Genomic DNA, 22,422 nt, shown 5'->3' with positions numbered 1-22,422 from the left:
TAATCTTAATTTTAGTTAATTTTCTTCTTCCGTTTCGTTATCTGATTCGCCTTCTTCATCTGGTTCATCTGCTTCAGGAGTTGTATCGGCTTCTACTTCTTCCCCATCAACTACAAGAACATCATCCAGGTTAACTGTTTCTTCTTCATCCTCCTCGTGATCGATTTTGGTTACCGAAGCAATCTCATCATCACCTTTTAACGATATTAAACGTACACCCTGTGTTGCACGCCCCATTACCCTTAATGCCGATACCGGAATCCTGATTACAATCCCCGAACGGTTAATGATCATCAAATCTTCGCTATCAGTAACGTCTTTAATTGAAACTAATTGTCCGGTTTTCTCCGTAACGTTAATTGTTTTTACACCTTTACCGCCACGGTTGGTTACGCGGTAATCTTCAATATCGGTGCGTTTTCCGTAACCTTTTTCTGATACTACTAACACCGTAACTTCAGGATTGTTTACAGCAATCATGCCAACAACTTCATCCTGATCGTGCGCAAGCCTAACACCACGTACACCTGTAGCAGTTCTACCCATCGGACGAACAGTTTTTTCGTTGAAACGGATTGCCCTGCCTGAACGTAAAGCCATTACCACTTCGCTTTCGCCGTTGGTTAAACATGCTTCTAACAATACATCGCCTTCGTTAATGTTGATGGCATTGATACCATTTACACGTGGACGTGAGTAAGCCTCAAGAGAAGTTTTCTTAATGGTACCTTTTTTAGTACACATGATGATGAAGTTGTTCTCTAAATATTCCTGGTCTTTCAGGTTTTTAACCTTGATATAGGCTTTGATTTTTTCTTCTTTCGGAATATTGATGATATTCTGTATGGCCCTTCCCTTACTTGTTCTTGAACCTTCAGGAATTTCGTAAACCCTCAGCCAGAAACATCTTCCCGCTTCGGTAAAGAACAGCATATAGTTGTGAGCGGTAGCCACCAGCATGTGCTCAATAAAATCTTCATTTCTTGAGGTACTGCCTTTCGAACCTTTACCACCTCTACCCTGTGCCTTAAATTCGGTTGCCGGCGTACGTTTTACATAGCCTTCGTGCGAAATTGTGATTACTACTTCTTCATCATCGATGAAATCTTCCATGCTCATATCTTCGGCCGAGTGAACAATAGTTGTTCTGCGCTCATCGCCAAATTTCTGCTTAATTTCCTCTAGCTCATCTTTAATAATCTGCATACGCAAACCTTCATCAGCCAAGATAGATTTTAAGTATTCTATGGTTTTCATCAATTCTGCATATTCTTCTTTAATCTTATCACGTTCTAGTCCTGTTAAACGGCGCAGCGTCATATCCAGGATTGCACGTGCCTGAAGATCGCTCAAGCCGAATTTTTCCATCAAGCCTACACGGGCTTCTTCTGGGGTTTCGGAAGCACGGATCAATTTAATTACTTCATCTAAATGATCTAAAGCAATTAAATAACCCTCTAAAATGTGTGCACGTTTTTCGGCTTCTGCCAACTCATATTTGGTACGGCGAACAATTACATCATGGCGGTGATCTACAAAATGTACAATCAAATCTTTCAGATTTAACATTTGTGGACGTCCTTTAACCAAGGCAATGTTGTTTACACTGAAAGAAGTTTGTAGTGCAGTGTACTTATATAAATTGTTTAAAACGATAGAGGCATTGGCGTCGCGTTTAATTTCGTAAACGATACGGATACCATCTTTGTTAGATTCGTCTTTGATGTTCGAAATACCTTCTAGTTTTTTCTCGCCAACCAATTCAGCAGTACGCTCAATCATCTGTGCTTTGTTAACCTGGTAAGGAATTTCGGTAACAATAATTACCTCGCGGTCTTTAATGTTTTCGATTTCGGCTTTTGCGCGCATTACAATACGGCCACGGCCGGTTTCGAAAGCTTCTTTAACACCGGTATAACCATAAATGATACCACCTGTAGGAAAATCAGGAGCTTTTACAAACTTCATCAGTTCTTCTATGGTAATATCGCGGTTATCAATATAGTTAACTACACCGTCAATAACTTCGGTTAAGTTGTGTGGAGCCATGTTGGTGGCCATACCTACCGCAATACCTGAAGATCCGTTAACCAATAAGTTAGGGATTTTAGCCGGTAAAACCGTTGGCTCCTGTAAGGTATCATCAAAGTTTAACTGGAAATCGACCGTATCTTTGTTGATATCTGCAAGCATTTCTTCGGCAATTTTCGAAAAACGTGCCTCAGTATAACGCATCGCAGCTGGAGAGTCACCATCTATGTGACCAAAGTTTCCCTGTCCATCTACCATTGGATAACGTAAACTCCAATCCTGAGCCATACGTACCATGGTAAAATACACAGATGCATCACCATGCGGGTGATACTTACCTAAAACCTCACCCACAATACGGGCAGATTTTTTATGTGGTTTATTACTGGTTACACCGAGATCGAGCATACCATATAAAACACGGCGGTGTACCGGTTTTAATCCATCGCGTACGTCAGGCAAAGCCCTTGATACAATTACCGACATTGAATAATCAATGTAGGCCGATTTCATCTGCTCTTCTATGTTAATTTGAATGATTTTGTCGTTCTGCTGATTTTCTAAATCTTCTGCCATAAATTATTATTCTCGTTACTTAAAACGATATTTAAAAAAGGTATTATTATAACCTTGCGAATTTAGCAAAATTATGCCGAAATAAGGCATTGTGGAAAAGTTTTAGCCTATTATAAGGCATTTTAGATGTCACATTTTTTTTATGTTCTTACAGTGGTGTTTAAAAGGTTTTTTACTGATCGGTCATTCGCTCGTTAATTGGTTGGTTATCATGCTCCAGCTTGGTTATCAGGCACTAGGGAATTTGATCTGAACTCTTAAAATAATAAATCTTTTCCGAAATAGTGGTTATCATATATTAAATAGGCAGAGCGAATTAAACGATTAATTATATTTTTGCAGCATAACCCAATATAATATGGCTAAGGAAAAGAAATCGGCAATGATATTTATCATGGTAACGCTCTTGATAGATTTTACTGGATTTGGAATTATTATTCCGGTACTTCCCAAATTGATTCAGGAGTTTACCGGCGGGAGCGTAAGTGTTGCTGCAGATTACGGCGGGTATTTAATGGTGGCTTTTGCCTTGGCGCAATTTATTTTCTCGCCCATTATGGGAGGATTGAGCGACCAATACGGTAGAAGGCCTATCCTATTATTCTCCTTGTTCGGTCTCGGTATTGATTATATTTTTCTATCCTTCGCCCCTTCTATATTCTGGCTGTTTATCGGGCGGATAATTGCTGGGATAACCGGGGCCAGCTTTACAACGGCTATGGCTTACATTGCCGACATTTCTACACCTGAAAAGAAAGCACAGAATTTTGGTATGGTAGGCGCCGCTTTTGGTATCGGTTTTATCCTTGGTCCTGTAATTGGTGGGCTGTTCAGTAATTTTGGATTAAGGGTACCTTTTATGATTTCGGCTGGATTGGCCTTGGTAAACTGGTTGTATGGTTACTTTATATTGCCCGAATCGCTATCCAAAGAGAAACGCAGAAGTTTTTCGTGGAAACGCGCTAACCCGGTTGGCTCGTTCATTAACGCATCTAAATATCCTGCTATTTTAGGCTTGTTGGCTACTTTGCTACTGCTGTATATTGCCAGCCATTCGGTACAGTCTAACTGGTCTTATTATGTAATAGAAAAATTTAACTGGGATTCGACCATGATCGGTTATTCGCTGGGGGTTGTAGGTTTGGTAATTGCCATTGTGCAGGGAGGGTTAATCCGGTACATTATCCCTAAAATCGGTAACCGCAAGGCCATTTACTTTGGTTTAATGTTGTATGTAGTCGGTTTTGTGTGCTTTGCTTTTGCAACTACGGGGTTAATGATGATGTTGTTTATTGTTCCTTATTGCCTGGCTGGAATTGGCGGACCTGCCATGCAGAGTATTATTTCTAATCAGGTACCAGAAAATGCCCAGGGCGAGATACAGGGAATAACCACCAGCTTGCAGAGCTTAGCTGCCATTATTGGTCCTTGGGTAGCTAGCCATATTTTTGTTTATTTTATACAAGATGGTACGCCGCTGTACTTTCCAGGCGCACCTTTTATTTTCAGTGCTTTTTTAACGCTTATCGGTTTGTTTATTGCGATTAGGGCTCTGCGGAAGTATCATTAATTTGTGATGATGTTTTATCTTTTTCCCGCAGATTTAAACGGATAAAAGCCGCAGATGGCGCTGATTTATAGTGATTACATGTTTATTCTTTTAAATCTGCGTGTAGATCAGCGGAAATCAGCGGAAATCAGCGGAAAACTAAAGAAAAAGAAACAAAACAGCCGCTTACAACAGTTCGTTAGCTAAATTGGCCAGCTCACTTCTCTCTCCCTTGTGCAATGTAATATGCGCATACAGCGGATGGTTTTTCGCGTTCTCTATCAGGTAGGATAAGCCATTACTTTCCGAATCGAGGTAAGGTGTATCAATCTGGTAAATATCTCCGGTGAAAACAATTTTGGTGTGTTCGCCGGCTCTCGAAATGATGGTTTTTACTTCGTGTGGTGTTAAATTCTGCGCTTCATCTATAATAAAGAAAATTTTGGTCAGTGTTCTACCCCTAATGAATGCCAGTGGTGCAATGGCTATTTTCTCTGTCGAAATCAGTTCGTCTATTTTCTCGAGCATTTTATGGTCGCCAATAAACTGCTCCTTAATAAATCGTAAATTATCCCAAATGGGTGCCATAAAAGGATCGGTTTTGGATTTAGCATCGCCCGGAAGAAAACCAATATCCTTATTGCTTAATGAAACGATGGGCCGGGTTACATAAATCTGCCTAAAGTTTTTACGCTGCTCTAACGCACTGGCCAGAGCCAATAACGTTTTGCCTGTACCCGCGTTCCCTTGTATGCTTACCAATTTAATGTTGGGATCTAGTAAGGCGTGGATGGCGAAGGCCTGTTCTATATTTTTTGGTTTAATTTTAAATATGGCGTCGGTAGACACCGTCGAGATTGTTTTTAAACTGTTGTTGTAAAATACATTGGCAGTTTTTCTTTTATTCTTTAACACATAAAAGTGGTTGCCGTTTTTAGGCGGCAGTTCAATTTCAGCAGCATCAATAAAAGGTTGTTTTTTGAGTTCATCGATTAAGGCGACGGGGAAATCGTGGATTTCGGTTTTACCGGCATATAGCTCATCTACATTTTTGATCTTTCCGGTTTCGTAATCTTCGGCATTTAAATTTAACGCTTTGGCTTTTAGGCGCAGGCAGATATCTTTCGATACCAGTACCACCCTTTTATCCGGATATTCTTCTTTTAAACTGAGTGCGGCATTTAAAATTTTATGGTCGGTTTTGCCCTTTCCATAAACTTCTTCGGCATTTGTACTCAGCGGGTTTTCGTTTAAAACCACTTTAAATTTACCTGCATTCGTTTTTTTTAAGGCTATCCAGTCGCTGATGAGTTTTTGTTTGGAAGTTTCGTCTATCAAACGGATAAAGCTCCTCGCTTCAAAGTTACGGGTATCGTTACCGCTTTTAAAATTATCCAATTCTTCGAGCACCTGGATGGGAATGGCTACATCATGCTCATGAAAGTTGTTTATCGCATCATGATCGTAAAGGATAACCGATGTATCTAAAACGAAAATTTTCTTTGTTAAACTGGGATCTGCTTTACCTTTTTTGGCCATAAAGTAAATTTAACATTTCTTGGGCTAATCTGCACTAAATTTTTCTGTTAGCTGTTGGATAAATATTCTGAAATTTAAGGTAATGACCGGGGTCTTTATTGCTTAAAGGTTGTGTTGAACCTTTTGTTGGTTCCCCCAATCATTAAAAAACAGATAAAAATTTTTATAAATTTTTTAATTCAGAAAAATAAACGTTAATTAGACGATTATTTATTGTTATGAGCACAGCAAACTATGTAATTGGTGTTGATTACGGGACGGATTCTGTTCGGTCTGTTTTAGTCGATACCGCAAATGGAAAAGAACTTTCATCTTCCGTTTTTCTTTATCCAAGATGGCAGAAAGGTTTATATTGTAAGCCTTCCATCAATCAATTCAGACAGCATCCTTTAGATTACATTGAGGGTTTAACCTTTACCATTAAACAGTGCATTGAAAAGGCAGGTGGCCCGGAAATAGCAAAATTGGTGAAGGGGATTTCGGTGGATACTACAGGATCTAGCCCAGTGGCCGTTGATGCGAGTGGTACTCCCCTTGCTTTAACCCCTGGTTTTGAGGAAAACCCGAATGCCATGTTTGTACTTTGGAAAGACCATACCGCGGTTAAGGAAGCAGCTGAAATTAATGAGCACGCCACTAAATTTAAAATCAATTATCTGAAATATGTAGGCGGAATTTATTCGTCAGAATGGTTTTGGTCTAAGTTGCTGCGCATTTTTAGGGTGGATGAGACTATAAAGAACAGCGCACAATCGTGGGTTGAACATTGCGACTGGGTACCGTTTTTACTTTGCGGTGGCAAAGATGTAGCTACCATGAAACGTAGCCGTTGCGCTGCCGGACATAAAGCGTTATGGGCCGAAGAATTTAATGGATTGCCCCCTGAAGATTTCTTTAGCAGCCTTGATCCGCTGTTAGCAGGATTTAAGGATAAATTATTTCAGGATACTTATACATCTGATGTTGCTGCTGGTACTTTAAGCGAAGAATGGGCAGATAAACTGGGTTTAACTACCGATGTGGTGGTAGGTGTTGGTGCATTTGATGCACATATGGGTGCCGTTGGAGGTCAGATAGAACCTTATTACCTCAGTAAAGTAATGGGAACAAGTACCTGCGATATTTTGGTAGCACCTAATGAAGACTTGCACGGTAAACTGATTAACGGTATCTGCGGACAGGTAAATGGATCGGTAATACCGGGTATGGCAGGTTTAGAAGCCGGTCAATCGGCTTTTGGCGATGTATATGCCTGGTTTAAGAACCTGATCAGCTGGCCATTGAATACTCTTTTAACTACATCGGCCTTAATTGATGAAGCAACAGCAATTGCCTTAAAAGAAGAGCTGGAAAGTAAAATAATTGCTAATTTGAGTAAACAGGCTGAAGATTTGGAGGATGATGATTATGCAGAATTGGCGATAGATTGGTTAAATGGCCGTAGAACACCAGATGCCAATCAGGAACTGAAAGGTGCCATTACCGGATTAGGTTTAGGTACTGATGCACCAAGGTTTTTCCGTGCACTGGCTGCTGCAACCTGTTTTGGGGCTAAGGCTATTGTAGATAGATTTATAGAACAAGGTGTTCCGGTTAAAGGTATTATTGGCATTGGTGGAGTGGCGAAAAAATCGCCTTATATTATGCAGATGATGGCTGATGTACTGGAAATGCCAATCAGGATTCACCGTTTTGAGCATACCTGTGCTTTAGGTGCGGCCATGTTTGCTGCTGTAGCGGCAGGCGTTTATCCAAATATCGAAGCGGCAATGGCTGCAATGGGAACAGGTTTTGAAAAAGAATACAAGCCCAATGCAAAAAAACAAAAACTTTACCGTCAGCACTACCAGCAATACCTGGGCTTAGGCAGGTATTTAGAAAAATACAATAAGAAAGACGTAAAACCTTACTTATCATGAGCAACTATCAGGATATAAAAGAACAGGCTTACCAAGCCAATATGCAGCTGCCGAAACTGGGCCTGGTGCTCTTTACTTTCGGTAATGTGAGTGCTGCAGATCGATCGAAAGGTGTTTTTGCCATCAAACCAAGCGGTGTTCCTTACGAGGAGCTAACGGTTGATAAAATGGTAATTGTAGATTTTGACGGCAATACTGTGGAAGGCGATTTAAGACCATCATCTGATACCAAAACACATGCTGTTTTATATAAGCACTGGGAAAATATTGGTGGCATTGTACATACACACTCTACCTACGGTACGGCTTGGGCACAGGCACAAAGGGCCATTCCAATTTACGGCACTACCCATGCAGACCATTTAACGGTTGATATCCCTTGCGCTCCCCCGATGGATGATGCCATGATAAAGGGAAATTATGAGTATGAAACTGGATTTCAGATCATGAACCATTTTGAAAGTTTGGGTTTAAGCTACAAAGAAGTTGAAATGATTTTAGTAGGTAACCACGCTCCTTTTACCTGGGGAAAAACAGCGGAAAAAGCCGTTTATAACAGTGCGGTTTTAGAAACCGTAGCACAAATGGCCCAGTTAACACAACAGATTAATCCGCAGGCACCGAAATTAAAAGACTCCTTGATTGAGAAGCATTACGAGCGTAAGCATGGAGCGGGTGCTTATTACGGACAGAAATAGTTGGTTGGGGGTTCTGAGTCATTAAAGGAATGATTTTGGCTGTGAATACACAGACCGAGGAAATAAATAAGTAAAAAAACCTCGCAGGTTTTTAAAACCTGCGAGGTTTAACCGAATAAATTAAAAATAACATAAACAGTAATGATTGATTTAAAAAAATTACAGGTTTGGTTTATCACCGGTACGCAGCATTTGTACGGAGAAGAAACCTTAAAACAAGTGGCAGATCATGCACAGCAGGTAGCAGATTCGTTAAACCAGAATGGAAATATTTCGGTTTCGGTGGTGTACAAGCCAATTGTGAAAACCACAGAAGAGATTTTCGAAACCTTGCAACAGGCCAATATTGACGAGAACTGTATTGGTGTAATTACCTGGATGCACACCTTCTCTCCTGCTAAAATGTGGATTAGGGGCTTAAATGTTTTGCAGAAACCTTTATTGCACTTACACACGCAGTTTAACCGCGATATTCCATGGAATACCATTGATATGGATTTTATGAACCTAAACCAGAGCGCCCATGGCGACCGTGAATTTGGTTTTATGGTTACGCGTATGCGCAAAGACCGCAAAGTAGTTGTTGGCCATTGGCAAGACGAAGAAGTGGCCAAACAGATAGATACCTGGTGCAGGGCCGCTGCAGGCTGGCACGATTGGCAAGGTGCTAAATTTGCCCGTTTTGGCGATAACATGCGTTATGTAGCAGTAACCGACGGCGATAAAGTAGAAGCCGAAATGAAGTTTGGTTTCGCTGTAAATACTTATGGTATAGGTGATTTAGTTGCTGTAATTAACGGCATAAGTGAAGAGTCGATCCAAGCTTTATTGAAAGAATACGAAGAAACATATGAAATGGCTGCCGATTTAAAAGCTGGTGGTGCCCGTCATTCTTCTGTTTACGAGGCTGCTAAGATTGAGTTAGGTTTAAGAAAATTCTTAACCGATGGTGGTTTTAAAGGTTTCTCAGATACTTTTGAAGATCTGCATGGCATGATACAATTGCCGGGAATTGCTGCGCAACGTTTAATGGCCGATGGTTATGGCTTTGCTGGCGAAGGCGATTGGAAAACTGCAGCTTTGGTTCGTGCCTGTAAGGTAATGGGCGCTGGCTTAGCTGGTGGTAATGCTTTTATGGAAGATTATACTTACCACTTTGATCCGGCAAATTCGATGGTTTTAGGTTCGCATATGCTGGAAGTTGATGCAAGTTTGGCTTCTGGAAAAGCTAGCCTTGAAGTTCATCCTTTGGGTATTGGCGGAAAAGCAGATCCGGCACGTTTGGTATTTAACGTTGCTGGAGGCGATGCGTTAAATGCTTCGTTAATTGATATGGGTAACCGTTTCCGTTTGCTGGTAAATGAAGTAAAAGCTGTTGAAGCCGAACATGATTTGCCAAACCTACCAGTGGCCCGTGTACTTTGGAAACCGCTGCCTGATATGAAAACAGGTTGTGCAGCATGGATTTACGCAGGTGGTGCACACCATACTGCTTATAGCCAAAATTTAACCACCGAACATTTATCTGATTTTGCAAATATTGCAGGTTTGGAATATGTAAATATTGGTGCTGATACCAAAATCAATCAGTTCAGAAGCGAACTGCATTGGAACGAGGTCTTTTATAAATAGTAAGAGATACAACCTCTCAATTATATTAAAGCCGATAATTTTCTAAGTTATCGGCTTTTTAATGCTTATGGTTCGGCAGCGATACAATCGCTGTTCTCCTGCATCCGCGTTTGTATCGCGGATAGTATATTGTAAATAAATCAAGACTTAACAATGGACGTAAAATCTGAGAAATCTTCAACTTTAAATGCTCTGATATCCCTTACTGATTTACTGAACCACTCTATTTTGGAGAGGATATTAATCGCTTGATAAACTGCTGTCAGATTACCTTCTGTTACGTAGGTACTTCCCTGAATCCAATAAAAGCCACTACTATTCAAATGGTTTTTTATTTCCGAATAAGCACTGTGGTATTTTTCTCCATATTCTTTTTTTAAGATCAGATATGGTCATGTCAAAACTTAATGCGTACATGTCTCCTCACCTAAAAATCTAAAAAGATCTTCTTTTTCAAAGAAGATCTCGCCATCATCTGATTTGGCAGTGATAACAACTCCAGCAAAAGGATTCTCTTCTATTTCTATAATCACACCGTCAATCCAATCGTTCCTATCAGTTACCTGTGGAGAGATTGAAACTTTATCACCTATTTTCATAATACATTCTTATTGTTGATCTTAACTATTACAAATATAATTATTTTTAATATAGCTGTATTAAATGTGCTTATTAATCCTCCATTCTAACCATCGCTTTAATAACCCCGTTTTTTGGATCTAACCAACTTTCAAATTCATCTTTTACTTCTTCAAATTTAACCTGGTGTGTAATGTAATTGGTTGGATTTACCAGGCCAGCTTTCATCGATTTGATTACATGTTCAAAATCTTCGATGGTAGCATTTCTGCTGCTCATCAGCGTCGATTCTCTTTTATGGAATTCGGGGTGGTTAAAAATTAAATCGCCTTTTTGAAGTCCGATCAATACAAATCTGGCGCCATGTGCCATGTAGTTTATGGCGTTGTTTATGGCTTTTTGGTTTCCGGTAGCATCTATTACCACAGTAGGCATATCTCCGTTGGTAATCTGGCTCAATTGATCGGCAACATCGGGTGATAGTGCGTTAACCACATGGGCAACCTTTAGTTTCTCTTTACAGAATGCTAAACGGTCTTCATTGATATCAAGGGCAATTACATTTGCGCCGGCAATACGGGCAAATTCCATGGTGCCCAAACCAATGGGTCCTGCACCGATAACCAGTACAAATTCGCCCTGCTGAACCTCTGCTCTGCGTACACCATGCGCACCGATGGCTAAGGGCTCTACCAAAGCAAGTTCATCATAACTTAATCCTTCGCCGTGTAAAAGCGTTCGGGATGGAACGGATAGATATTCGCGCATACCGCCATCTACGTGTACTCCGCAAACTTGCATTTTTACACAACAATTTGGCTTGTTCATCCGGCAGGCAATACATTCGCCACAATTGAAATATGGAATAAATGTAACTGCCTCTCCTATTTCAAAACCTTCTGCCCCATCAACTGCTATAAGTTCGCCAGAAAGTTCATGACCCAATACCCGGGGGTAATTAAAAAATGGCTGAGTACCTTCAAAAGCATGCAAATCGGTTCCGCAGATACCGATTCTTTTTATTTTGATTATGGCATGGTCTTTTTTAAGTTCAGGTTTTTCAGTTTCCGAATATTCAAAAGTTCCTGGTGTGGTGCAGGTAAGGGTTTTCATTTATTGTTGGTTAATTGTATAAATTAGTTAATCGGTTAACTGTGTTAGCTTGTTTCAAACTACTGATTAATGATTGGATGAGTGCATTATTGAACGACTCAATTAATGAGTGAGTGATTAATGTAAAATTAAGGAATGATGAGGTTTTGCCTATTGGGCTAATGGCTCACCATTCCATCCATCAATCATTCAATCACTAAAATTTACGCGTTGGCTAATGCCCTGTCTAAATGTACATAGCCACCATCCACATGGATAATCTGCCCAGTGGTATGGCTAGATTTATCCGACATTAAAAAGGCTGTCATGTTTGCGATTTCTTCAGCTGTAGTCATTCTGTTCTCTAAAGGAATTTTAGCGGTAATTTCTTTTAGCTTGGCTTCGGCATCTGAAAGGGTTTCAATCCAGGTTTCGTAAGCAGGTGTCCAGCACTCGGCTACAACTACAGCATTTACGCGGATTCCGTATTTTAAAAGTTCTACAGCCCATTCGCGGGTTAGTGCATTCCTACCACCGTTTGCAGCAGCGTAAGCCGAAGTATTTCCTTGTCCGGTTTCTGCTGTTTTTGAAGTGATATTCACAATTGCACCTTTGCTTTTAATAAGCTCTGGCAAGGCATGATGTGCCATTAAATAGTAATGCACCACATTTTTGTGCAGTGAGGCCATAAAATCTTTATAGTTACCACTTTCTAAACCTACGCCATCGTTAACACCGGCGTTGTTTACCAAACCATCTATTTTACCAAATTGTGCTACAATGTTTTTAACTACCGCTTCGCAATCGTCTGGATTGGATAATTCAGCCACAAACTGTGCTGCCTGGCCACCTTCAGCCACAATTGCATCGACAACTTTTTGATTATCTTCTGCTCTTCTGCCAACAATTACGGCAATGGCATTTTCCTTCGCAAATACTTCTGCAATGCTTCTACCGATGCCTTTTGCGGCGCCAGTGATTACGATAACTTTTTCTTTTAATTTTAAATCCATATTTTTTTAATTATTGAATGATTGAATTTTGAATGAGTGAATGTTCAGCGCAATCGCTATGTAATTTCTACCATTCTATCTATCATTTATTTGGTTATTGAAGGTTTGAATTTTGAATGATTGAATGTTAAGCACAATTGCTATTTAAATTCTATCATTCCATCAATTAATCATTTTATCTATTAATTTTCCAACGAAATCAACCTTCATTCAAAACTGCATTATTCTATTTTCTTATTATTCAGCTATTTTGTCATTTTATTAACCACATCTAACCTCCTGGATTCGGGCAGCACTTTCAAATCGGTTAGTTTGCCATCTTTTAAAACTCCCTCTACAGTAGTTTGATAAGGAGCATACAGTTTAAAATGTACATCCCAATCTTTTGGCCAGGCTGGAAAGAGATAAATTTTTTTTCCATCTGTTTGCATCAGCATTTCCTGTAAACCAATCATGCCCGATCCTCCCCAGTTGTGATCTGGTGTCCAATCAAAACCTGGTCCCCAGAAAGCTGGAAACCTCCTTCCTGAATCTTTTAATTTTGCAGTGGTTAACTGGGCGGCCTCATCAGTTAAACCTAGCCTTGCGGCAAAAATGTTATCCTGCTTCCAACCCACGTAACTGCGGAACTTCAAAACATCTGTATCGTATTTATAGGTATTAATTGCAGTATCTAAACCGGGTTTGCCAATACCATAAATACCCCATGGATAAACCGGATAAAGCTGCGGACTCTCGGTATTGTTAACACGTTCCCAAAGTTTGGCCGGCGCTAGGGTTACATGTTCATTAAACGTTCTAAAACTGATTGGTGGTATCGTTTTTAGCATGGCTGTCCATTGGTTTTTCTTTTCTTCTGGCAGTGCCGGTAGCTTAATTAACCTAGTAAGCACTGTTTTTAAAGCTGCAATGGTAGAAGTCGAATTGTAGGCCATTTTATACGTTTCGGCACCAGAGCCTGGATACAAAACCAAATGACCATCGGCATCCAAGGCTTTTGCGCCCCTCTGTTTGGCCAGATAGGTGTAATGCTCGTTAAAAAAGGTGAGCGTACTCTCTATCAACGGAAGATATTTTTCGATGTTTTTACCTGCATATCTTTCTGTTTCCAAAATCATCATGCAAAACTCCAATGCGGTATCCCATTCGTACTCGAGCCAGGCATTATATTCCATTCCTTTATTAAAATCGCTAGGGCGTTTCCAGCCATACTCGGCAGGATTGGGTAAGCCAAAATTCTCTAACTGTTCAGTAAAACTTGCTCCTTTATGCCCCCATGCAGCAGCTGTTCTGATTTCTGCATTTTTTTGTAGGTTTAGATAGAAATCGAACTGGGGTTTCATCAGATCAAAATCGCCACTTTTTAGCATTGGCCAATACACCAGGCGCTGGTTTTGGGCAGTATGTGTTCCACCGCCCCAGTTTCTAAAATCGGGTGTATATTTTAAGGTGCTATCAGTTAACTCTGGATCGAAAGTAAATAAACCACCATTAAACTTGGTTGGGTATTTGCCAAAGGCATTGCAGCCCAACATGTACCTAAACAATTGATAGTTTTTGGCAGCCTGATTTGCGGTTTCATCTTTTGAATGGATGTAAATAAAGCTTCTCTGCCAGAAATCGTTCCACCACTTGATACTGTTTTGCTGCGAGTTGTTGAGTTTAGTTTTAACAGTAGCTAAATTCTGTTCCCAAGCTGGTAAAGAACCCGTTATGGTGTTTAATGCAATTGTGATGTTTGCAAGGGTTGAGGGTTTTCTGCTCTTTAATGACCAAGCTTTAAATGGGGTGCTCAAATAGGTTCCAGTGTAATTTCCAGCGGCTATCATATCATCTCCCTGTAGCGAACCACCAAAAATCAGGTCTTTAAGCGGATTATAGAGCTCTGCTTTGTTGGCCGCTAAGCCTTGCTGGTTTACTGCTACATCGAATACGGTTTCTGCTTTGTTCTGATGCAAAAACTGTATGCTATTCTGCTTAAAATCTATTTCATCTTTAAGGGTTTTTACAATGCCTTGGGGTGCCCACTTATACGAATTCTGATTGTTCTCTTTGCCTTTTATAACCCGGTCTTCAAAGCGCCAGCTCTCGTAACTGGCTGTTGTCATGATTTTTTGATTTGATTTGAGCTCTAAATGGATTATGGGATTGAAAACATCTACCCAAACTTTTATTTGCGCGTTTAAATTGCCATTTGAGCCCGAAATATTGGCATAGCCATCTTTTAAAATCAATTCTTGCTTAAAGGTAGTACCCTCGAAAGGGTTAGGACTTAATTTTAGTTTAACGCGGCCTAGTTTCAGTAAGGTATTGTTCTCATCAAAAGTTCCGCTGCGGGAAAGGTAAAGGTAAACCTCCCCTTTTTCTACCCAAACGTTTAAACCAATATCGCCACCACCTACAGGCATAGATTCGGCCGAATTGATACTTTGGGTTGTCCATACCACGTTATTAGTTTCTTTTTCTTGTGAGTAGGCCAAGGTTGTAGTGAACCACAAAGGCACAAAGAACACAAAGACAAAGGGTTGTTTAATTTTCAAGTGCAACGTATTTGACCACCTGCGATATTTAAAATTCAAAAATATGGACCATATAAGGCATTTAAGTACATTTAAGTGCATTATTAAAATACTTTGTAGCCTTTGTTTCTTTGTGGTTAAAATCATTGTTATTGCTCCCAATTGTCGGTACGGAAAGATGAAACCGGTAGGCCATCATTGCCAAATAAATCGCCGGTTACAAAATCTTTAAAAGCATAGCGCACAGCTACGGGTGTTTTTACTTCATCGGCCGAAACTAAAACACTACTTCCTTTGATCGCTGCTTTGGCCGGATAAAATTTCCGATCAGCACCAGCAATTTCAAATAAAGATAATGCTTTACCGAATGATGTAATACCATTGGGAACATTTTGGAATTTAATTGTGGCCGTATTTTTCTCTATCGTTACCGATTCGTATGCGGGACTAAGTGCACCAAAACCCTTTATGCCATATGTATTGGCCAATGCAAGATAAGCCAAACGCTGTCCGCCTTGCTTTTTATTGGCCGGATGGATGGAATTTTCTTCTCCGATATCCATTAAAACAGCCATTCCGGAATTTGGAATTTTAGCCAAAGATTTGCGCTGAGCATCTCTTAAAAATGCTGAATTGAATTTGCCTCCTAGATGGTAAGGTGGCAGCTGCGCGTAGTTATATGGCGCAATTTGTGCATAATAGAAAGGGAAATCGCCGTTTTCCCAATTTTTGCGCCAGGAAGAAACCATGGCTGGAAATAAATCTTCGTAGCGGTCGGGCAGTTCATAATTCGATTCGCCCTGGTACCAGATTGCACCTTTAATGCCATAACTGATAACAGGATAAAGCATTCCGTTGTAAAGCGTAGTTGGAGTTCTGCTTACCTCTTTTATACTATCTCCTTTTGCTGGGATTTTAATTTCGGCAAAAGACTTTAAATCATCGGGCGACATCCAGGCTTCGATGGTTGAACCGCCATAGCTATCGTTAATTATCCCAACCGGAACGTTAAGCATTTCGTGAAGCAACGAACCAAAATAGTAAGCGGTAGCACTAAAATTTGAAACGGTTTCTGGTGCCGCCAGTTTCCACACTGATGGTTTACTGTTCTCCTGCCTTTCTGTTATAGATGAGCGCGGAACGGTATACAACCTAATGTTTTTATTCGAAGATTTCAAAATCACTTCATTAGAGCCTATTATGGGCTGACTTTTAAAACCTTTCATGGGCATTTCCATATTGGATTGACCGCCACAGAACCAAACTTCGCCAATTAGAATATCGGTTAAAACCAGTTTATCCCCATCATTAAATTCAATCTCGAATGGTCCGCCTGCTGTTGGCGTCGAAACTTTTACTTTCCACTTTCCATTTACATCGGAAGTAACGGAATAGTTCTGTTTGTTCCAAGAAGTATTGATTTTTACTTTGCTTGATGGCTTGGCCCAGCCCCATATGGCTACATTGCTTTGCTGCTGCAGCACCATATGATCGGTAAAAACCGATGCTGGTTTAACAGTGGCAGAGGCGATACTGCAGCAAAGGCTTAGAAAATATATAAGTTTTAATTTCATTGTTGTGTTATTTTGTTAGCGATTACCGTGGTCGTCATTTCGAGCAAACCCGATAGCTATCGGGTGCAACGTAGTCGAGAAATCTATTATAGATCTCTCCATTCCGCTTTGCTTCAGCCGACATGACGATCATAGGGCCTCTTATCTACTCACCGGCAACCATACCAACATTTCTGAATGGCCCCGGTTTCCCCAGGCAAAGTACGGTACCAGTTTTAATGTTGTTTCGGTGTTTTTATTATCTATTGGCCTGTACAGCACATTTTTCCAGTTATTGGGCTCTACAATTTTTGCGCGGCCAACCAAGCTCATCATTTCAGCACCATCGATATTGATTGCCTGGGGTTCAAACTTTGTTGATGTGGGCACAAACGCGTTGAAAATACTTTTACCGGGTAAATCTGTCGATTCGAGGCAATAAACAATCGGTCCACGTTTTACGGCAATTTGATTTCTGTTTTCTTCAACCAATGGATTGGCTTCAATCAAAGTGGCTTCCATCGGAAGATTTAAACTAATCACGTCGCCTTTTTTCCAAATGCGTTTTATCTCTGCATAAGTGCCAGAAAGGACGTTAAGCGGTTCCACTTTTCCGTTAATACTGATTTTTGCATCATGCGTCCACGAGGGGATTCTTAAAAAAATGGAAAAAGCCTTTCCACCTGTTTCTTTAATACTGATTTTGATCTGGCCACTCCATGGATAATTGGTTTCTTCTGTTAAGGAAACCGGAGTACCATCGGCGAGTTTTGTGTTTAAGTTATTTCCTCCATAGAGGTTAAACCACAAGCCTTTATCCGAAACACTGTAAGCGTAATTGCTAACCTCGGCAATAGTACGTACTACATTGGGCGGACAACAATTGGATAATCCGATATAAGGCACCCTATCTTTAGACCACCGCTGCTTGAAAGGCAAATCATCCGATTGCGCCAAAGGATTGGTGTATAAAAAGTTCTTTCCATCTAAACTAATGCCCGATAAAACGCTGTTGTGCAAAGCCAGTTCCATAACATCGGCATATTTTGCATCGCCGGTAATCTGCAGCATACGCCAGTTCCAAAGTACGTTACCAATATTGGCGCAAGTTTCGTTATGTGCCGTAAAATTGGGTAATTGATAATCGCGGCCAAATGCCTGATGGATTTTCTGCACCTCTAAAGGGTTGTACGAAGTACCATCGGGCGAAGTACCGTCGTATAACGAGCCACAGCCGCCAGTAATGTACATTTTATGCTGGTTTACATCATTCCACATTAAATTGAGTGTGTGCAATAAAGAATCTTTCCCTGTTTCGGCATATAAATCGGCTACACCGGCATACAAATAATTGGCCCTTACGGCATGGCCCATGGCTTTGGTTTGCTGCAAAAATGGGATACGGTCCTGATTATCGTCCGTGCCATCGTCAATTTTACCTTTAATAGCAATTAAATGTTGGGCGAGCGCTAAATAACGGGGATCTTTGGTGGTGCGGTACATTTCTACAACGCCCATGTAATGTGATGGGCAAATGGCGTTACGGGCCAAGGTTGGCGAAGCTGATTTATAGAAATTATATAGATAGTCAGTTGCTTTTTTAGCAATATTGAGCAAAGTGGTTTTTCCTGTGGCGCGGTAATGGATGCAGCCAGCTGTCATTAAATGCCCGATATTGTACGATTCGAAGCTTAACCTATCCTGAAACTGATTTTTTGAACCTGTTTTACGCTGTTCTATCATGGCTTTGGTATAGATGTAACCATCTTCGCGCTGCGATTTACCGATTACCACAATGGCTTTATCCATCATTTCGTTCAACTTCGGGTTTTTGGTCGAAGCATATAAACTTGCAACGGCTTCTAAGGTTTTGTAATAATCGCCGTCGTGGAAAGATGGTCCCGCATGCGATCCGGTATCCAATCCTGCAGCAATCTCAAAATTTTTAAAGGCATGGCTAATTTTTGCATCATTGTAAATGGCCCACATGTTTGGTACCATGGTTTCGGTTGCCACCTTAAAGCGATCGGCCCAAAAACCTTTTGTCCAGGTTACATCAGTCATGTTAATGCTGTGCAGTTTGGCGTATGGCGAATTGGCGGTATTCACCAAAGCTTTATCCTGTGCATTTGAAACGGAAGCTAAAGCTACAAGGCTAAAGATTAAAGCTGATGAAGCCATGATCGACCGACGACGGTTCGCCATGTAATTTAAAAACCAGCTGCTATACCATTTTTTTTCTATCATTTTTCTTCAGTTTGAATCGTAACCGGCCCCAATAAACCCGCTGGATTTAAAGGCTTTCCTTCCAAACGGAAAGGTGCCGTTGTTTTGGTAATTCTTTTATTTTCAGGTAATTTACTGTCGCCAATTAAACGGTTGGCCCAGGTGTTGGTTACTTCGATAGCAATCTGATTTTCACCGTGTTTAATGGCTTTAGAAATTTCCAAACGGTGCGGTGCAGTCCATAAGGTACCGCAGTTGATGCCATTGATCTTCACTTCCGCAATGCTGGAGAATGCACCCAGGTCAATCCAGATTTTGCCCTTAGCGCTTCCATTAAAATTGAATTTTTTGGTATAAATAGCCGTTCCTGAATAGTATTTTACCAAACTATCGGTACTTTGCGTCCAATCGGTTAAATCATTACAGATTATAGGTTTAGCCGGGCCTCCGTAATTAGGGTCGAACTGTATTTCCCAATTTTTAGAGATGTTTTCAATATCCTTAAAAATGTTCTCTTTCCGGGGTTTTAAAAGATTTGAATTAGTGGAACTAAAATAATATACCCCTGGTGTATCTAATATCACAAAAAGGGATTGATTGGGGTAAAAAGTTAGATCTAAATTTGTTTCAGGCAATCCATAACCGCTGTTGATAACTGGGGGTTGATAAGAGGTATCGGCAACAGCATCGTAAACCTTCAACGATTTAGCCTCAACCCTAAGTGTAAGATTGATTTTTCTCTTTCTGTTCTCCTGATTGGAAATAAAGAAAATCTCTTTGTCCCCATCAATCCTGTGGGTGTAGGCAATACCGGGTGCGTAGGCAGTGTTTAAGCGATCATTCACCACCTCTTTAACAGTCAAATCTCTTTTTACGCCGATAACATCAAAGGTGTCGCCATAGAAAGGTGCTTGATATACTTTTCCTAGTCCTAATTTCTTTTCATAAACTGGCTTTCCATTATTTTTATAGGATTCGAAATTTCCGCCCCAAATCGCCTCAATAATTTGTTCGAATTCAACCTTACTCACCTGCTTTAAGCCATTTTGATACAGAGGTTTATCTGCAACAATTACTTTGGCCCCAGCCTTGATTAACGCCAAAAGTTTTTTAACGGTTGCGTAACTGATATACTCATAATTTGGGTTGAGCTTTAGTTTTCCGGTAAAGACCAAGATCTTATAGGTGGCTCCGCTTTCGAAGACAACATTTCCATTTTTGACCGTGGCTGTGCTTAATACATCAGGATTAAAACTATCGTAGGCGTAACCTCTCAACGGGTTCACCCAATTTTCGGGATCGGCCATGTTAGCCGAATGGGTTACGCCCGCTGGAATTTGCCTCAGTGGTTCTCCAATATTGGCTAAGCGCGTTTTTTCCGATTCAACCACATCTGAACCAAAAATACCGGGCAGCGTTTCAACCAGCCGATCAGGTAAAACCGACCGGCGTGGCAATTCCTCGCCTGTGAAAACCGCAATATCAACCACTGGTTTGCCCTGTTGTAATAAATTTTGAGTGCGCTCTGCATATTCTACCCAGGCTTTACCTGCTTTCCACCAGGTTTGATCGCGCTGAAAGTACAAACCAACGCCATCCAACGTCATCCCGGGTTTTCTATCCGTCCAGGGGTTGTGCGTAAACACATGGTAGCTGAGTTTGTTAATGCCAAGCGCATAATTCCGATCCTGTAAGGTTTTCATATTTGCGGGGCTTTCGTTCCAATCCATCCTTACGGTGGTAAAAGCTTCGGCCTGAACAATATTCTTTCCGTAAATGTGTGCGCCCGAAATGGCATCCAGCATATCGTTTGGTTTATCATGTGTTGGACTATTAAGCCAAAATTCGCCCATAGGTACATCAACAGTTTTATAATGCATTAGGCCATCGCTCATCATAGTTGGGGCGATGCTTTCGGTAGTAAACGTTACGCCTTTGGTTTTGGCCAATTTTGCCAGTGTTTTATAAAACTGATCTACCACCAGCTCTGAAATCGTTTTTCGGATATCGTAAAGAAAGTTTTCGGATACAGTAACATTTTCTACCGGCAAGCCCGTCATGATGGGCAAATAAGGCGTTAAATCGTATCCCCTGCGCTTCATAAACTCATCTTTAAATACCGGCGACCAATTTTGGCTACCGCATTCCCAGCTATCTACATGAAAGACGCTTAAAACTTTTTGGGCAATTTCTGGCCCACCGTGTTTTAAAGCTTCGCCATACCAGCTATCGAACTGAAGTTTTACGGCCTGTGGATTAAACTTATCACATTCTAAGCCCATTCCACCCCCGGCGGTAGCATTGGTATGGCCTGTAGAGGTATGACCGATTCTTAAGATTGTCCAGTTACCTTTTGGTGCTTTCCAGTTTAAGGTTCCATCTGGATTTAACTTGGCCGTTAGGTTCACGATTTTATTTAAGGGCACGCATAAACTTTTAGCTACCTGCATTTCGCTACTTCTTTTGCTCACCCGCCAAACCGATCCGTTTTTACCCTCAAACTGGTTAAGCTGTGCTTCTGCTGAAAGTTCGAGGTTAACGAGTTTTAATGATGGTTTCCATTTGGCCGCATCCAGATCTTCTGAACCAGGTTCTGAACCTTTTTTATCATAAATAAACCTAAAAAATTTAGCCGTGGTGGGCAAAATGGAATGTGTAACATCCTCGTCGGTATCCTGCCAACCATGCCGCGGTGGTTCCAACCGGCCAATGGCACGGAAAGTTTTACCATCATTGCTCACTTCAATAGCCAAGCGTTGTGCCTGGTAATTGTTTCCGCTGATTTTAATGGTTACGGTACGGCAGGTAAAAGGTTTTTCAAATTCGTACTGGATGTAGCAGGGTTCGTTTGAACCGAAGTTTTTCTTATTTCCGGGCTGAATTAAACCTGTGGCATCAGCACCATTGCTAGCGGTAATTTTTGGAATAACGTTTCTGGTCGAAATGCCTTCACCAATGGGCGATGGATAGGCATAAACGGCAATATCGCGATAGTAATTTTCTTTCTTTTCTGGTTGAGGTAAAATTATTTTAGTGTTTGTATTACTGATGTTTATCTTCGACCAAACAACTTTTTGCATAGAAAGCTCGGGTGTTATCCATGGCCCACCAGCCAAGGCAAATCCATCACTTACGTGCATGCCCAACTTCAGGTTTAACCGCTTTGCTTCATTCATGGCAAAGGTTACCATTTGCCACCACTCTGGGCTAAGCTGAACAGCAGGAGGCGAATACACAGGACTTTTATCAGGGCCTTGGATGCTCATTAAATAGGCTCCAGCAATGCCATTTGCTTTCATGGCTTCTAAATCGGCAGTGATGCCCGCTTTGGAAACGGCTCCTTTAACCCAGTACCAAAATACCCAGGGTTTAGCATTTTCATTTTGCTGCGCGAAAATGGCTGAAGAAAAGCATACGCTTACCAATAAAATAATGGACAGTATGTTGATAAGCCTAATTTTCATTTTTCAATTTATTATCTGTTTAAGATTCTCTT

General features: G+C 40.8%; 13 protein-coding genes. 4 read left to right on the top strand and 9 right to left on the bottom strand.

Annotated elements, in window-relative coordinates:
• Positions 1-15: 15 nt before the first annotated feature.
• A complete protein-coding gene (gyrA, locus tag ACS5PU_RS05235) occupies positions 16-2,607 on the bottom strand; it encodes a DNA gyrase subunit A (RefSeq protein ID WP_439458221.1) in 2,592 nt (863 codons plus the stop codon).
• Positions 2,608-2,950: 343 nt separating this feature from the next.
• Between gyrA and ACS5PU_RS05230 the strand changes: the two genes are divergently transcribed.
• Positions 2,951-4,177: a TCR/Tet family MFS transporter gene (locus ACS5PU_RS05230; protein WP_439458600.1), complete on the top strand. Its 1,227-nt coding sequence runs from the start codon at positions 2,951-2,953 to the stop codon at positions 4,175-4,177.
• 165 nt (positions 4,178-4,342) lie between these two features.
• Here the strand turns inward: ACS5PU_RS05230 and ACS5PU_RS05225 are convergent, their stop codons facing one another.
• A complete protein-coding gene (locus tag ACS5PU_RS05225; protein WP_439458220.1) occupies positions 4,343-5,695 on the bottom strand; it encodes a PhoH family protein in 1,353 nt (450 codons plus the stop codon).
• A gap of 218 nt (positions 5,696-5,913) precedes the next feature.
• Here ACS5PU_RS05225 and ACS5PU_RS05220 point away from each other — a divergent pair, with 218 nt between their 5' ends.
• The 3 genes from ACS5PU_RS05220 (at position 5,914) to araA (ending at position 9,944) form a co-directional block, all read left to right on the top strand.
• On the top strand, positions 5,914-7,614 hold the full coding sequence (locus ACS5PU_RS05220) for a ribulokinase (RefSeq protein ID WP_439458219.1): 1,701 nt from the start codon (positions 5,914-5,916) through the stop codon (positions 7,612-7,614).
• Entirely contained in the window at positions 7,611-8,312 is a 702-nt protein-coding gene (locus tag ACS5PU_RS05215; protein WP_439458218.1) for an L-ribulose-5-phosphate 4-epimerase, read from the top strand. Before ACS5PU_RS05220 ends, ACS5PU_RS05215 begins: the two co-directional genes overlap by 4 nt.
• A gap of 141 nt (positions 8,313-8,453) precedes the next feature.
• Complete coding sequence (araA, locus tag ACS5PU_RS05210) at positions 8,454-9,944, top strand: L-arabinose isomerase (RefSeq protein ID WP_439458217.1); 1,491 nt, start codon at positions 8,454-8,456, stop codon at positions 9,942-9,944.
• A 404-nt stretch (positions 9,945-10,348) separates the two neighbouring features.
• Here araA and ACS5PU_RS05205 read toward each other — a convergent pair whose 3' ends face one another.
• The 7 genes from ACS5PU_RS05205 to ACS5PU_RS05175 all read right to left on the bottom strand — a co-directional run bounded on the left by ACS5PU_RS05205 (position 10,349) and on the right by ACS5PU_RS05175 (position 22,390).
• Positions 10,349-10,543: a hypothetical protein gene (locus ACS5PU_RS05205; RefSeq protein WP_439458216.1), complete on the bottom strand. Its 195-nt coding sequence runs from the start codon at positions 10,541-10,543 to the stop codon at positions 10,349-10,351.
• A gap of 73 nt (positions 10,544-10,616) precedes the next feature.
• The gene (locus tag ACS5PU_RS05200) at positions 10,617-11,636 is read right to left on the bottom strand and encodes a zinc-binding alcohol dehydrogenase family protein (protein WP_439458215.1); all 1,020 of its coding nucleotides are present in this window, start codon (positions 11,634-11,636) and stop codon (positions 10,617-10,619) included.
• A gap of 203 nt (positions 11,637-11,839) precedes the next feature.
• Positions 11,840-12,628, bottom strand: coding sequence for an SDR family oxidoreductase (locus ACS5PU_RS05195; protein WP_439458214.1), 789 nt, complete (start codon positions 12,626-12,628; stop codon positions 11,840-11,842).
• A 245-nt stretch (positions 12,629-12,873) separates the two neighbouring features.
• Positions 12,874-15,168 (bottom strand): DUF5703 domain-containing protein, encoded by a 2,295-nt coding sequence (locus tag ACS5PU_RS05190; protein WP_439458213.1) that lies wholly within the window; start codon positions 15,166-15,168, stop codon positions 12,874-12,876.
• A gap of 128 nt (positions 15,169-15,296) precedes the next feature.
• Positions 15,297-16,721 (bottom strand): sialate O-acetylesterase, encoded by a 1,425-nt coding sequence (locus ACS5PU_RS05185; protein WP_439458212.1) that lies wholly within the window; start codon positions 16,719-16,721, stop codon positions 15,297-15,299.
• Positions 16,722-16,862: 141 nt separating this feature from the next.
• Positions 16,863-18,947, bottom strand: coding sequence for an aceric acid hydrolase (locus ACS5PU_RS05180; protein WP_439458211.1), 2,085 nt, complete (start codon positions 18,945-18,947; stop codon positions 16,863-16,865).
• Positions 18,944-22,390: a glycosyl hydrolase gene (locus ACS5PU_RS05175; RefSeq protein ID WP_439458210.1), complete on the bottom strand. Its 3,447-nt coding sequence runs from the start codon at positions 22,388-22,390 to the stop codon at positions 18,944-18,946. The genes ACS5PU_RS05180 and ACS5PU_RS05175 overlap by 4 nt, the downstream gene beginning before the upstream one ends.
• Positions 22,391-22,422 lie beyond the last annotated feature (32 nt).

This window comes from Pedobacter sp. GSP4 (assembly GCF_051857575.1).
Lineage (GTDB): Bacteria > Bacteroidota > Bacteroidia > Sphingobacteriales > Sphingobacteriaceae > Pedobacter.
The sequence above is the reverse complement of the archived record's forward strand: the minus strand, read 5'-3'. Positions and strand labels throughout refer to the sequence as shown.

Coding starts and splice junctions, on each gene's coding strand:
- ACS5PU_RS05225 (WP_439458220.1), bottom strand. CDS start 5,695: ATGGCCAAAAAAGGTAAAGCAGATCCCAGTTTAACAAAGAAAATTTTC.
- gyrA (WP_439458221.1), bottom strand. CDS start 2,607: ATGGCAGAAGATTTAGAAAATCAGCAGAACGACAAAATCATTCAAATT.
- ACS5PU_RS05205 (WP_439458216.1), bottom strand. CDS start 10,543: ATGAAAATAGGTGATAAAGTTTCAATCTCTCCACAGGTAACTGATAGG.
- ACS5PU_RS05175 (WP_439458210.1), bottom strand. CDS start 22,390: ATGAAAATTAGGCTTATCAACATACTGTCCATTATTTTATTGGTAAGC.
- ACS5PU_RS05215 (WP_439458218.1), top strand. CDS start 7,611: ATGAGCAACTATCAGGATATAAAAGAACAGGCTTACCAAGCCAATATG.
- ACS5PU_RS05220 (WP_439458219.1), top strand. CDS start 5,914: ATGAGCACAGCAAACTATGTAATTGGTGTTGATTACGGGACGGATTCT.
- ACS5PU_RS05185 (WP_439458212.1), bottom strand. CDS start 16,721: ATGAAATTAAAACTTATATATTTTCTAAGCCTTTGCTGCAGTATCGCC.
- araA (WP_439458217.1), top strand. CDS start 8,454: ATGATTGATTTAAAAAAATTACAGGTTTGGTTTATCACCGGTACGCAG.
- ACS5PU_RS05180 (WP_439458211.1), bottom strand. CDS start 18,947: ATGATAGAAAAAAAATGGTATAGCAGCTGGTTTTTAAATTACATGGCG.
- ACS5PU_RS05195 (WP_439458214.1), bottom strand. CDS start 12,628: ATGGATTTAAAATTAAAAGAAAAAGTTATCGTAATCACTGGCGCCGCA.
- ACS5PU_RS05200 (WP_439458215.1), bottom strand. CDS start 11,636: ATGAAAACCCTTACCTGCACCACACCAGGAACTTTTGAATATTCGGAA.